Genomic DNA, 12,131 nt, shown 5'->3' on the forward strand with positions numbered 1-12,131 from the left:
GGCCAAAAAGACTAAAAAATTTTCTGCCGCCGCGTCAAAGGAAGGATAGGGCGATCTCTTCGCTACGCGTCAGCAAACCACCTGGCCGGTACATGCGGCCGCCGTTCTTCCAGGCGTCGAGCAATTCGTCGGCCGGCGTGCGCTGGTGTTGCAGCAGTTCCTCGAAAGGCGCCAGCGCGGCGGCGCCATTGGCTTCGCCGTGGGTGAGCAGGGCGGTTTTCGCCCGGCGCAGGGTGTCGGCGGCGAGGGCACGGGTGTCGTCGTCGCGGAAGCCCTTGAGGGCGGCGCGGCGGTAGGCGGCGAGGTCGGTGCTTTCGCTGCGTCCGGGCAGATCGTGAGCCAGGCAAATGCCAGCAAGCAGGTGGCAGGCGGCGCGCAGCAGTTCCGGATGGAGGAAGGCGTCGAAGGCCTTGAATTCGATGCGGCCGGCCTCACCGGGCAGGCGGGCGGGATGGATGAAGGGTGACATCCCGTGCCAGGCTTCGGCCTGCGCCGGGTCGAGGAAGAGCTTGACCGCCGGGCGCAGCGCGGCGCGTTCAAAGGTGCGCTTGGACGGGCCGCTCCAGGGCGCGTCGGCGTGGAAGGGGCTGCTGAAGCTGAACGGCACGATCCACGGTGCGTACCAGTTCAGCTTGCGCGCCATCTCCAGGCCATCCTGCGCACTCCAGCCGGGCTGCGACAGGTTGATGTCGGGGCCGTAGCTCAGCGTCGAGATATGCGAGCCGTCGTAGGCGCGGTGGGCGTTGCGCAGCGCGATTTCCCAGGGATTGAGCGGCGGCGTCAAATCATAGGCGAGGTGGTGGGGATTGAAGCCGGCAATGCCGAGGCCAAGTTTTTCGGTGGCGAGGACGCCGGACAGTTTTTTCTCGATGGTCGCCAGATAGGTCAGCGCCGAGTTGACGTCGGTGGCCGGCGGCGTCCGGATCTCGACCCCCTTGACTTCGAGCTTGCTGAAACTGCCGTCGGCATGGAAGCGCTCGTCGCCTTCGAGATACCAATAGCCGGCCTTGATGCCGAGGTCGCCGGTGGCCAGCGCCGGGTCGTCGCGCCCCGGCTTGTCGGCGAGCAGCTGGCTGATCCAGGTGTAATCGAGGTTGCTGTAGTCGCGGATGCGGCCGCGCGTCGGGCCGTCGCCATCGACGATCAGGTATTCGAATTCGATGCCGAAACGCAGGCTCATAGCCAACTCACGAAAGTGGCCGGATCGGCGGCCGGCGGCGCCTCGCCGTCGCCGTGCGCGGGCGTGCCGAGATAGAGGAAGCCGACGATCAGTTCGCCGTCGGCAAGACCCAGTTCGGCAGCCATCGCCGGGTCTTCCATCGCCCAGCCGGAACGCCAGATGCCGCCCAGGCCCAAGGCGCGGGCGGCCAACTGCATCATCAGCACGCAGCCGGCGGCGCACAGCACCTGGTCGAACTGCGGCACGATCTTGTCGGCGCGCGGGCTGGCGATGACGACGATGACCAGCGGCGCGCGGTGCGGCATGTTTGGCGCGCGGGCGACCTGTTTTTCCGACTTGCCGGCGGCGATGGCGGCGCGCTGCATGGCCTGGCCGAGGCGGTCGAGCCCGTCGCCGCGCGCGGCGAGAAAGCGGTACGGGCGCAGGTGGCCGAAATCGGGCGAGCGCAGCGCGGCGCGCAGGATCAGCTCGAGCTGCGCGTCGTCCGGCCCCGGCGCCAGCAGGTGATGGCAGGAGCGGCGGTTGAGCAGGAGGTCGAGGGCGGCGTTCATTTCCAGGCAATCTCCTCGTCGATGCGCAGACCGCCGCGCAGGCGTTCGCGGATGTCCATCAGTTGCGCGTCCAGGGCTTCGATGCGCGCCAGGTTGGCGCGTTCCCCGGCGCTGGTTTCCAGGATGTCGGCGACGCCGCCGTTGCGGATGACCAGGCGACGGTCGCCGCGCAGCGCGAGCAGTGGGTCGTGCGTCGAGATGAGGACGATCTTGTCCCCATCGACCAGCAGGTTCAACGCTTTCTTGCGGTCGACCCCGGCGTTCTCGATTTCGTCGATCAGGATCACCGGCGACGCCGAGAGCAGCGCCGCATCGGCGATCATCAGCGCCCGCGTCTGGCCGCCGGAAAGCTGGGTGACCGAGACCTCGGGCGAGAACTTCTCGCCGGTCAGGTCGTTGGCGCAGGCGATGACGCGTTCGGCCATCGCCTCGGGGTCGGCGACCTGGCGGCACAGCGCGTGCATGGTGATGAACTCGCGTACCCGCATGTTGACGACGAAGTTCATGTTCTGCGACAGTTGCGCGACCAGCTTGCGGTCGGGCGCGTAACGCCAGGCGTCGTCGGGTTCGGCGCCGTCAATCAGGACGCGGCGGCCGGTCGGCGTGTCGCCCTGGGCCAGGCATTCGATGTCGGCCAGGAGGCGGCTCTTGCCCGAACCGGTGGGGCCGACGATGCAGACGATGTCGCCGGCACGCAGCGTCAGGCGGAAGTCTTCCGGCCGCCCGGATTTGTCGCGCCCGCCGAGCAGCGTCAGGCTGCCGACGCGTTTGTCGCCAGCGGCGGCCATCGCCGCCACCTCGCCGATCAGGCGTTCGATGTGGGCGAGCATCTGGCCGCGCTCCATGCCGGCGTCGAAGATCGCCTCGTCGGGCAGATGCTGCAGCCAGGCGCCCAGCGTCTGGCCCGGGCGCGCTGCGCCCAGGCCGAGGCCGGCGAGGAATTCGGCAACGCAGGCGTGCTCGGTGAGCAGCGCGTCGAGGCGGGTTTCGGCCAGCGGCGTCATGCGGCGGTCTCCTCAAGGTCGGCGAAGCGCATTTTCTTGACGTTGCCGCGCTGGTGTGTCTCGCCGATTGCCGTTTCGCCGACGCAGTAGGGGCAGACCGCCGCCGGCATCGGAAAACGCAGGCGGCTGCCGGTCAGCGTGTCGGTGGCCGGCGCCTGGCCGACGGCGCGCGCCAGCTCGGCGACGCCCTGGCCGGTGATGCCGTTGCAGAACAGCGCGCGGGCGCCGGGGTTGGCCAGGCGGACGTGGTAGGCGAAGACCTCGCGTTCGACCTGCGAGACGATGTCGCCCTTGGTGATGACGACGAGGTCGGCGAGGCGCAGCATCGGCCCGATCTTCTTCGGCGTATGCACGCCGGCCAGCGCATCGACGACGCAGATCGCCATCACCCCGGCGATGTGCGGCGAACAGCGGTTGCACAGGCCGGCGCTTTCGCTGATCAACAGGTCGAGCCGCTGGCGCTGGCCCCAGGCGAGGCAGTCCTCGATGTTGGAAACGAAGTAGTGGTCCGGGCAGAGCGCGCCGGAAAGCCCGACGGCGACCGGAAATCCCTTGTCTTCGTAAGCCGCGTCATCCGAGGTCGAAAGCGAATCGAACTTGGCGACGCCGACGTTCAATCCCTGCTGACGAAGAATTTCCGCCAGACGCAGGATGACCGAGGTCTTGCCCACCGAGGGCGAACCGGCGACGGTGATTAGCTGCATGCGCGCACCTCGTGACGGGCGTACCAGGTGGCGAAGAAGACGCTGGCGGCGCGTTTCTGCGCGGCGGCCACGTCGTGGCTGCGGAAAAACTCCCAGCCCGGCCATTGCAGGCGGGCGCCGGCCGGAAAGGCGCCGGCGACGTCGCCCCGGCTCGGCGGATAGCAGTTGCGCGCCAGGATGGCGCCGAGTTCGCGACCGTGTACATAGTCGAGCAGCGGCTGCACGCGTTTTTCGGCGGCCGGGCGGACGAGCGAACAGATCGGCATGGCCAGCGCGCCGTCCTTCGGCCAGACCACCTGCGTGCGCTCGCGGCGCGGGCACAGTTCGGCCTGCAGCCAGGGCAGCACGGCGATGGCGCCGACGCTGCGGTTGTTCGAGCCGGCCTGCGTCGCGGTGCGGATGTTGTGCTGCAGGCGCTTGACGTTGGCGGCGTAGGCGCTCAGCCCGTCGTCGCCGAAACGGCGCTGCAGGCAAAGCAGCAGGTAGGCGTTGTAATCGAGGTAGGGCGTGCGCTCGTTCGGCCGCCAGCCGCCGATCACAATGTCGTCTTCCCATTGCGGATGCAGCAGGTCGTGCCAGCTACGCGGCGCCGGCCGTCCGCGCAGGCGCTTTGCGTTGACCAGGAAGACGAAGGGAATCACCGAGAACAGCCGGAAAACCCCCTCGGGGTCGGCCAGCTCGGCACTGCGGCAGGCCGGATGGAGATTTTCGTCCGGCGCCGCGCTGGCCGGCGCGTAACGGGCGAGCAGCGACTGCTTCATGATGTCGTGGTGCAGCGTCGTCACCAGCATGCCGGGGACGGCGTCGCCCGCCGCAGAGAGGCCGTCGAACGGGGCGTACCACTCGGCGCCGCCGAGGAAGCAGCAGGCCAGTTCCGTACCGTCGCGTTCGCGGGTGTTCGCGATGGTACGGTCGAGCCCGGCCTTGAACGGGCGGCGCAGCGGGATCGGCAGGCGGCCGAGCAGGTCCAGGCGACCGAGGTCGGGTGCCGGTGGGGGCTGGGTTGCCGGGTTTTCGGCGCGGCTCAGCAGGTGCTGGGGGATTTCGCGGATCATGGGCGGCTCCTGGTCGGGGTGGGCGACTCTGCTGGTGGGGATCCCTGCAAGACGCGGGCCACTTCGTCGTCGCTGAGTTCGTGGTCGTAAAAGTGCTGGTAGAAGCGGCGTGTTTCGAGCGCCAGGTCGAGATCGGCGAAACGTTCCGGGTGGAAGGTCCGGGCCGCCCACAGCACCTGCAGCGTCGCTTCCGCCGCGCGCGTACACCAGGCGTTGACGCCGCGCGGATTGACGTAGACGCGGCCTTGCCTGACCGCTTCGACCTCGCGCCAGCGGGCGTCGGCGAGAATCGCCCGGCGTTGCGCCGCGTCCAGGGTGACGATGATCTGCGGGTTCCAGGCCAGCAGGTCTTCCAGGTGGATCGTCGCGTCGCCCCGGATGCCGGCCTGGGCGGCGACATTGACGCCGCCGGCGGCACGAATCCAGGCGTCGATCATCGAGTCACGGCCTTCCGTGTGCAGCGGCGTCAGCGAGGCGTAATAGACGCGCGGCCGCTGGTTTTCCGCCAGTCCGGCGAGGCCGGCGGCAACCCGCCGCAGGTTGGCATCGTAGGCGGCGATCAGCGCCCTGGCCCGGGCGGCGGCGGCCGGGCCGAGCGCCTGGCCAAGCTGACCGATGGCCGCCTTCATCTCGTCCGGCGTCGCGTAAGCCAGGCTCAGGCTGGGCATGCCGATGGCGGCCAGGCTTTCCGCCGACGGGCCGTTGCCCCGCCAGAGCACGACCAGGTCCGGCCGGACGGCGAGCAGGCCTTCGCGGTTGACGCCGGCGGGGCGGGTGAAGGTGACCGGCACGCCGGCGATCGTCGGCATGATCCGGCGCAGCCACGGGTTGTTGCGCACTTCGACGGTGGTTGCGGCGAGCGACTCCCGGCCGCCGAGGACGAGGATCATCGCCGCCAGCGAAACGCCGGGGGTGCCGACGCGCAGGGCCGCCGTCGCCGGCGTGGCGGCTTGTCCGGGAGCGAGCCGGGCCAGCAGCAGGGCGCCGCCGGCGAGCACCAGCAGGAGGGCGAGCAGGAAGCGCGGGCGGGCGAGTGCGGGCATGCGGACGGCGCTCAGAAAGCGACGGTGGCCGATGCCATCACCGTGCGCGGGGCGCCCGGGTAGAGATTGACCGAGCGCCCGGTCCAGTAACGCTTGTCGGCGATGTTGCTGACGCCGACGCGCCAGGTCGTCTTGCGGCCGGCGATCAGCCGTTCGTAACGCAGGCCGAGATCGCCCAGGGTGACCGCTTTTAGTTCAAGCGTATTGGTGGCGTTCTGCGGAATCTTGCCGACGTGGCTGAGACCGCCGGTCAGCGTCAGCCCGGGGAGGGCGGCGAGATCGTATTCGGCATAGAGCCTGGCCATCCTTTCCGGGGCGCCTTCCGGCGTCTTGCCTTCGCTGAGCGGATTGGCAGCCTTTTTCACTTCGGCGTCGAGCAGGGTCAGGCCGCCGACCAGGACCAGCCGCCGGGTCAGGCGCCCGCTGGCGGAGAACTCCAGCCCCTTGTAGCGCGCCCGTCCGTCGAGCGAGGTGATGTCGTTTTCGGTCATCACGTTCGCCTTGTCGATATCGAACCAGGCGGCGGTCAGCAGCATGCCGCCTAGCGTCGCCTTGACGCCGACTTCCTTCTGCTTGCTGACCGAAGGCGGCAGGACCTCGCCGGTATTGCCCGGTGCCGTCGACACGACGCCCTGTTCCAGTCCTTCCATGTAGGAAAAGTAGGTGGTCAGCGCCGGGAGCGGTTTGAACGAGATGGCGACGGCCGGGGTGAATTCCTGCTTCTCGTAGATGGTCGGGGTGACGACGCCGGCCGCGCTGCGGTTCTTCACCCGGTCATCCACCTCGGCCCAGGTGCCGCCGAGCAGGACTTCCCAGCGCTCGCCGATGGCGATCCGGTCGGCCAGCATCCAGGTCGTGTAGCGCGTGTCCTGCTGCTGTTCGGTACCCGGTTTGGTGGTCAGCGCAGGCGCCCAGGCCGGGCCGCCGAGGTTGCCGGCGAACCAGCTGGCCGGGGCGGCGGCGCTGAATAGCGTGCTGTAGCCGTTCCAGCCCTGGTGGAAATCGTCGTAGGTGCCGCCGAAGGTCAGTTTGTGCTGGAGCGGGCCGGTGGCGAAGGCTGCGTCGAGGAAAAGGGCGGTCTGCCAGGCGCTGCGGCGGTGTTTGTCGTGGGCGTCGAGCCGCCAGCGGTAGTCGAGGTCGGTGTTCTGCCAGTATTGCCGCCCCATCAGGTAACTCCGTTCGCCATCGCTGTAGCGCAACCTGCCGCGCAGCGAGAAGACTTCGTTGAGCCGGCTCTCGACGGCGAGGCCGAGGCGGCTGGTGAGGTCGTGGGTGTGGCCGTCTTGCGGGCCCCAGTTCTTGCTCGCGTCCGGGGCTTTCGGGATACCGCTGGCCAGGCTGGGGACGAACAGGGCCTGCGGCTGCTCGACGACACGCCTGGCGCGGGCGGCGTCGAAGCTCAGCAGGGTGTCGGCGGTGAGTTGCCAGTCGATCGCGCCGGCGATGCTGTAGCGCTCCTGGCTCATGTCTTCGGTGCCGGTGTCGCCGGCATTGGCGAGGCCGAGGTTGAAACGGTAGGCGAGGTCGCCGCGCCCGGCGAGCGGTCCGCCCAGGTCGATCGCCCCGTACAGTTGCCGGTCGTAGAGACCGACGGTGATTTCCGCCAGCGGCGCACGCGTCGGCCGCTTGGTGTTGTAGTTGATCATGCCGGCGGGCGAGGTGATGCCGTAGAGAAAGCCCGAGGTGCCGCTCAGCACTTCGATGCCGGCCTTGTCTTCCATGGGTTGGTAGATGTCGAAGCTGCGCATCCCGTCGACCGCCATGTTGTAGGTCCAGGTCGAGGCGCTCAGGCCGCGGATCGCGAAGTAGGGCGTGATCTGGCTGGCGCCGGTGCTGTTGTACACCGTCGCCACGTACTTCAGCGCTTCGCCGGTATTGGCGGCCTGGGTGTTGGCGATGAACTCGGCCGACACGCTGTTGACGGTGAATGGCGTGTCCTGGCTGCTGCCGTTGCCGAGCGGACCGAGGCGGACCTGGTCGCTGCGGTAGCCATGGCTGGCTTCGCCGTTGGCATAGGCGGCGCCGCTGACGCGGACTTCCGGGAGTTCTACGGGGTCGTCGGCGGCGAGCGCAGGGCCGCCGATGGCGGCGATGGCGAGAGCGAGGGAAAGGCGGCGGAGAGGGGCGGGCATGATGGCTTCCAGAGAACAGGTTCATCCCTGTCATGGCAAGGCGCGTGCCAGTGCTTCGCGGCGCGCATTTGTTGACCGATCCGAACAAGCACCGAAGATTGTTCGCCGATGTCAGGCGCCGTGGCGTTCGGCGGCGGCCATTGCCGCCTCCGGTGTTCGCCGATGTACCGTTGCCCGGGCGCAGGTGTACCTGCGCGTGCGGGCGCGCCGCTTGGTGAGCGCAAGCTGTTCTTGCCGGCCCAGGCGTGTGGCGCTGCTCCGGACAACGCGGAAACGCCGGCGTGCCGTCGGGCGGCAAGCGCCGCTTCAGCGGGAATGGATCAGGACGGGGCGGTCGATCGCCAGGCGTGGCGAGCCGTGCTGGCCGACTGCCTTGGCCAGCCAGGGCGGCGGATGGTCGCTGGCGAGGACGCGCTGCAGGTCGGCGAGCTTTTCCGCGGCGGTGTTGCCGTCGGGAAAGATGACCGGGTGGATGCCGTTGACGGTGAGGCGGGCGGCGGCCTGGTTGCTCAGCGTCTGCGCATAGAGCAGGCGGCAGTCGCCGATCAGCCGGGTGCGCTGCGAATCGCGGCCGGCGCGGCGGCTGAGCGGCGCCGGCGAGCGTTGCTCGACGAGGCGGATGTCGGCGGCGGACACTTGGTAGATCAGGAAGGAGCGGCAGTTGCCGAAATTGCCGTCGATCGAGGCGCCGTTGTCGGTGGCGACGGCAAGGCGCAGCGAGTGGTCGAGTTCGGCGGCGGGGACGGCTGGCGGCGAATCGACGATTTCGATCGCGGCGTCGCCCCGCAGGTAGGCCAGCGCCAGCCGCAGGTCGGCGCGCTTTTCGTTGTTCAGACCGGCGCGGCGCAATGCCGCCAGGTCGAGACTGGCCAACCTGTCGGCACTCAGCGGCAGGCCGCGGATGGCGATCAGGATGTCGATCAAGCCGCGCAGTCCGACGGTGTTCAGGCAGCGCCCGGCCAGGCCGATGCGCAGCGCGAGTTCCGGGGAAAGGCGGCTTTCCATGATCAGAGCGGCTGGATGCTGTCGGCGGAACAGACGGCAACGCATTCCGGGTCGCCGTCGCATTCGGTGCAGAGGCTGGCGTCGATCGAATAGACGCCCTTGGTCCTGAGCACCGCGCCGGTCGGGCAGACCGGCTTGCAGTCGCCGCAGGTGGTGCAGATTTCCGGGTCGATTTTCATGGCCATGGCGAATCTCCTGGCAGGACGGAAAAGGGTGGCGCGCGCCGCGCGCCACCGTTGGCCGATCAGGCGGCGAGTTGGGCGGCGGTCTTGCCGACGATGGATTCGTCTTCCGCTTCCATGATGCCGAATTCCATCAGCAGCTCTTCCAGCTCTTCCATCTCGACCGGGGTCGGGATGACGAAGTTGGTGTTGTTGACGATCTTCGAAGCCAGCGCGCGGTACTCGTCGGCCTGCTTGTGGGTCGGATCGTATTCAACGCAGGTCATGCGGCGGATTTCGGCGTGCTGCACGACGTTGTTGCGCGGCACGAAGTGGATCATGGTGGTGCCGAGGCGGGCGGCCAGGGCCATGATCAGTTCGTCTTCGCGGTCGGTGTTGCGGCTGTTGCAGATCAGGCCGGCCAGACGCACGCCACCGGAGTTGGCGTACTTGACGATGCCCTTGGCGATGTTGTTGGCGGCGTACATGGCCATCATTTCGCCGGAGCAGACGATGTAGATTTCCTGCGCCTTGTTTTCGCGGATCGGCATGGCGAAGCCACCGCAGACGACGTCGCCGAGCACGTCGTAGAAGACGAAGTCGAGGTTTTCGTCGTAGGCGCCTTCTTCTTCCAGGAAGTTGATGGCGGTGATGACGCCGCGGCCGGCACAGCCGACGCCGGGTTCCGGACCGCCGGATTCAACGCACTTGACACCGCCGAAGCCGATCGACAGGACGTCTTCCAGTTCGAGATCTTCGACCGAGCCAGCTTCCGCGGCCAGGTGCATGACCGTGGTCTGGGCCTTGCTGTGCAGGATCAGACGGGTCGAGTCAGCCTTCGGGTCGCAGCCGACGATCATGACCTTCTTGCCGGATTCGGCGAGGGCGGCAACCAGGTTTTGGGTGGTGGTGGACTTGCCGATGCCACCTTTGCCGTAGATGGCGCATTGACGCAGTTTGGCCATGTTGATTTCTCCTAGGGATTGAGGTTGTGACCCCATCCTTTGAGCAATCCCTGTGCCACTGTTTCAAGTGACTGAAAATAAACGGTAAGCAGTGGCGCGCGGCAGAATTCCCGAGCTGCCGGCCGGGTCTGGGCGTTCCGCGAAGAACGTTTCGCGGCCAAATGTTCGCGGATGTGCCGGCGACGTTCCCGAGGCTATTTTCGTCGTGGAGAGATGCGATCCAGGGGCGACACGTCTTGGTCGAGCGAGCCGTCCCGTTGAACCGCCCGTTGCGGAACTGCGCGGAGAGTGTGGGAGCGGGAGAGAGAAGTCCTTGGCGAACCGATGCGCACTCATCAGGTCGTGGTTTCCTTGAATGGTTCGGCAGCCACTTGAAGCTGGTCTTCATAGACGATATAGCCGGGACGGTTCGTTCTCAGTACCTCGACAATGATGCCGTGGGCGTTGAGGATCTGCGACAACGCGTGCATCTTAGCGAGGTGCGCAACGGCTGTGTCCTTGAACCAGCTGAGAGCAACGTTCTTTGCATGGGGCTTCGATGAGCGTGAAAAGCTGCGGGGTTTCTTGAGGTTATGGCGAAACCACTCGTAGATTTCGTCGTACTGCCTTTGTTCGTGCTCCTGCAGCACGCCTTCGTATTCGAGCTCAGATATCGCTTGAAAGATGCCTTGGCGACGACCAGAGTCCCCGTCGTTCTTGTGAATCACGAATCGCACAAACATCGCGTGGGCGGCTCCGTTTTGAGGGTGACGAATTAAAGGGAGACGATCAAAGCAATGCGCACTTGTGCGTCGCATGCCGGCAGATTAGCTTCCCTCATTTGGCGCGAGATCCCCCTTGCGCGGATGGGCCAACAGAAATTCCTGCTCCTCAGCCATTTCCTTTCTGGCTGACAAGCCGGCCGTGTTCATGACGTCATCAACGACCCAAACCCCACCTTCGAGGATCAATTTATATGTGACGCGCCTTTCGTAATAACTGCCGGCATTCTTTTCGGACGGTAAAACATTGAAGCTGGCCAGAACGATTCCCGGCCCCACCTCCGCTATTGTCATCCCGGAATTGGCGTAAGTCAGGTTCGGGTCACTCTCCTGACTGTCGAAGTAGACGTCGATATCCGAACCCCATCCGCAAGGACCATCCTCTCCCAGTTCCTTGCACATGCGATCGGTTTTCGCAATCTCATCAGCGAAGTCTTTGGAGAATGGAATTGTGGGGCGCGGGGCCGTCCAGTTCTTGGAGTAGGAATAGCTAAGATATCGCCTGTAGAAATTCTTGACCGTCTCCGCTGCGCCTTCAGGCTCTACAGCCCCGGCTTGAAGGCCAAGTGCCATCGAGGCAAGGAGCATCAGCGCGATAGTTCTGCGCAACATGTGGACCGTCTCCAATGAAATATGTGACATGACCGGCTTGCTCAGCTTTTGTGCAGTTCGGATGGAGTGGGCTTGATCAAACAATCAGGGTTGCTTTTGACCTGAAATGAAGCAGGTGAAATAACCGCTATGGCTTGATTCGGTTTTATTTCAATCATGATTTAAATATCAATAATTGCGACATGGTTATTAATAAATGAAATGGATTTCCTCGTCCAGTGCCACCAGCGAAAGTCCCCGGGAGGTACTAGGCCGCTGTTTGATAGCGAGTTTTCCCGATGAGGTTGAGAAGCTCGTTGGCTTGTTCATGGTCATCGTCCGCGTTTGCCATTTCAAGTAGAGATCGGACTCGTGCAAGCTTGCCTTTCCTCGTCGGGCCACGGATGAGTTGGAGGACGGACAACCAGTAGCGCGCATTTTCAATTGATCTTTGGTAGCAAGTGCTCGGGTCGCATGCGATGAGTCGCTCAAAGGAGGAACGCGCGGACGCGAAATCTTGACGAGTACCGAAGCCGAAGAAATGACAGAGGCCGATTTGCAGATGTGCGTCGTTGTCTCCCATGGCCCCGGACTTTTGGTAGCAGCGAAACGCCAGCTTTGGCTTTCCCATGTCTCGGTAGATGGTCGCAAGGTTGAATGCAGCCGTTGAGTCGCCTTGCGCGATAGCCAATTTTGACCAGTAAATGGCGCGCGGAAGGTCTTTGGGGACTTCGCCACCCGAACTGAGGATTACGCCCAGCGAGTTCTGCGCCTGACGATTGCCTTGCGAAGCGGATGCTTGGTACCACTGTATGGCCGCCTCTGGGTTTGCGGCGGCAAGCAGTCTTCCGGACTTGTCCTTTACCCCCTCCTCGTAACAGTAGCCGAGTTCCCATTGCGCATTGGCATCACCGCTGTTGGCGGCTGATCTAAGACTATTCCAGTGTTTGCGGAGGATGATGTTCATGGGCGGCAAGCG

General features: G+C 65.6%; 13 protein-coding genes. All 13 read right to left on the bottom strand.

Annotated features, from left to right (window positions below):
- Nucleotides 1-34 precede the first annotated feature (34 nt).
- Nucleotides 35-1,180 (bottom strand): hypothetical protein, encoded by a 1,146-nt coding sequence (locus tag AC0KWY_RS01015; protein WP_474027798.1) that lies wholly within the window; start codon nt 1,178-1,180, stop codon nt 35-37.
- Nucleotides 1,177-1,731, bottom strand: a complete 555-nt coding sequence (locus AC0KWY_RS01020) for a nitroreductase family protein (RefSeq protein ID WP_474027799.1) — start codon at nt 1,729-1,731, stop codon at nt 1,177-1,179. The genes AC0KWY_RS01015 and AC0KWY_RS01020 overlap by 4 nt, the downstream gene beginning before the upstream one ends.
- On the bottom strand, nt 1,728-2,735 hold the full coding sequence (locus AC0KWY_RS01025) for an ATP-binding cassette domain-containing protein (protein ID WP_474027800.1): 1,008 nt from the start codon (nt 2,733-2,735) through the stop codon (nt 1,728-1,730). The genes AC0KWY_RS01020 and AC0KWY_RS01025 overlap by 4 nt, the downstream gene beginning before the upstream one ends.
- A complete protein-coding gene (locus AC0KWY_RS01030; protein ID WP_474027801.1) occupies nt 2,732-3,439 on the bottom strand; it encodes a GTP-binding protein in 708 nt (235 codons plus the stop codon). Before AC0KWY_RS01030 ends, AC0KWY_RS01025 begins: the two co-directional genes overlap by 4 nt.
- On the bottom strand, nt 3,430-4,494 hold the full coding sequence (locus tag AC0KWY_RS01035) for an ABC transporter substrate-binding protein (protein WP_474027802.1): 1,065 nt from the start codon (nt 4,492-4,494) through the stop codon (nt 3,430-3,432). Before AC0KWY_RS01035 ends, AC0KWY_RS01030 begins: the two co-directional genes overlap by 10 nt.
- Nucleotides 4,491-5,537, bottom strand: a complete 1,047-nt coding sequence (locus AC0KWY_RS01040; protein ID WP_474027803.1) for an ABC transporter substrate-binding protein — start codon at nt 5,535-5,537, stop codon at nt 4,491-4,493. The genes AC0KWY_RS01035 and AC0KWY_RS01040 overlap by 4 nt, the downstream gene beginning before the upstream one ends.
- 11 nt (nt 5,538-5,548) lie before the next feature.
- Nucleotides 5,549-7,669 (bottom strand): TonB-dependent receptor, encoded by a 2,121-nt coding sequence (locus AC0KWY_RS01045; protein ID WP_474027804.1) that lies wholly within the window; start codon nt 7,667-7,669, stop codon nt 5,549-5,551.
- 306 nt (nt 7,670-7,975) lie between these two features.
- On the bottom strand, nt 7,976-8,674 hold the full coding sequence (locus AC0KWY_RS01050) for a NifB/NifX family molybdenum-iron cluster-binding protein (protein ID WP_474027805.1): 699 nt from the start codon (nt 8,672-8,674) through the stop codon (nt 7,976-7,978).
- Nucleotides 8,675-8,676: 2 nt separating this feature from the next.
- Nucleotides 8,677-8,859, bottom strand: a complete 183-nt coding sequence (locus AC0KWY_RS01055; protein WP_474027806.1) for a DUF362 domain-containing protein — start codon at nt 8,857-8,859, stop codon at nt 8,677-8,679.
- A gap of 59 nt (nt 8,860-8,918) precedes the next feature.
- Nucleotides 8,919-9,800: a nitrogenase iron protein gene (nifH, locus tag AC0KWY_RS01060; RefSeq protein ID WP_474027807.1), complete on the bottom strand. Its 882-nt coding sequence runs from the start codon at nt 9,798-9,800 to the stop codon at nt 8,919-8,921.
- Nucleotides 9,801-10,135: 335 nt separating this feature from the next.
- Nucleotides 10,136-10,522: a hypothetical protein gene (locus AC0KWY_RS01065; protein ID WP_474027808.1), complete on the bottom strand. Its 387-nt coding sequence runs from the start codon at nt 10,520-10,522 to the stop codon at nt 10,136-10,138.
- Nucleotides 10,523-10,606: 84 nt separating this feature from the next.
- Nucleotides 10,607-11,257: a YqhG/Tai3 family protein gene (locus AC0KWY_RS01070; protein WP_474027810.1), complete on the bottom strand. Its 651-nt coding sequence runs from the start codon at nt 11,255-11,257 to the stop codon at nt 10,607-10,609.
- A 163-nt stretch (nt 11,258-11,420) separates the two neighbouring features.
- Nucleotides 11,421-12,119 carry a tetratricopeptide repeat protein gene (locus tag AC0KWY_RS01075; RefSeq protein ID WP_474027811.1) on the bottom strand — a complete coding sequence of 233 codons (699 nt, stop codon included), beginning with the start codon at nt 12,117-12,119 and terminating at the stop codon, nt 11,421-11,423.
- Nucleotides 12,120-12,131 lie beyond the last annotated feature (12 nt).

Source organism: Azonexus sp. MM2026_4 (genome assembly GCF_055901855.1).

Excerpts from the sequence above, each read along its gene's own strand:
- AC0KWY_RS01020 (WP_474027799.1), bottom strand. The coding sequence starts at position 1,731 with ATGAACGCCGCCCTCGACCTCCTGCTCAACCGCCGCTCCTGCCATCAC.
- AC0KWY_RS01035 (WP_474027802.1), bottom strand. The coding sequence starts at position 4,494 with ATGATCCGCGAAATCCCCCAGCACCTGCTGAGCCGCGCCGAAAACCCG.
- AC0KWY_RS01065 (WP_474027808.1), bottom strand. The coding sequence starts at position 10,522 with ATGTTTGTGCGATTCGTGATTCACAAGAACGACGGGGACTCTGGTCGT.
- AC0KWY_RS01075 (WP_474027811.1), bottom strand. The coding sequence starts at position 12,119 with ATGAACATCATCCTCCGCAAACACTGGAATAGTCTTAGATCAGCCGCC.
- AC0KWY_RS01045 (WP_474027804.1), bottom strand. The coding sequence starts at position 7,669 with ATGCCCGCCCCTCTCCGCCGCCTTTCCCTCGCTCTCGCCATCGCCGCC.
- AC0KWY_RS01025 (WP_474027800.1), bottom strand. The coding sequence starts at position 2,735 with ATGACGCCGCTGGCCGAAACCCGCCTCGACGCGCTGCTCACCGAGCAC.
- nifH (WP_474027807.1), bottom strand. The coding sequence starts at position 9,800 with ATGGCCAAACTGCGTCAATGCGCCATCTACGGCAAAGGTGGCATCGGC.
- AC0KWY_RS01030 (WP_474027801.1), bottom strand. The coding sequence starts at position 3,439 with ATGCAGCTAATCACCGTCGCCGGTTCGCCCTCGGTGGGCAAGACCTCG.
- AC0KWY_RS01040 (WP_474027803.1), bottom strand. The coding sequence starts at position 5,537 with ATGCCCGCACTCGCCCGCCCGCGCTTCCTGCTCGCCCTCCTGCTGGTG.
- AC0KWY_RS01050 (WP_474027805.1), bottom strand. The coding sequence starts at position 8,674 with ATGGAAAGCCGCCTTTCCCCGGAACTCGCGCTGCGCATCGGCCTGGCC.
- AC0KWY_RS01055 (WP_474027806.1), bottom strand. The coding sequence starts at position 8,859 with ATGGCCATGAAAATCGACCCGGAAATCTGCACCACCTGCGGCGACTGC.
- AC0KWY_RS01015 (WP_474027798.1), bottom strand. The coding sequence starts at position 1,180 with ATGAGCCTGCGTTTCGGCATCGAATTCGAATACCTGATCGTCGATGGC.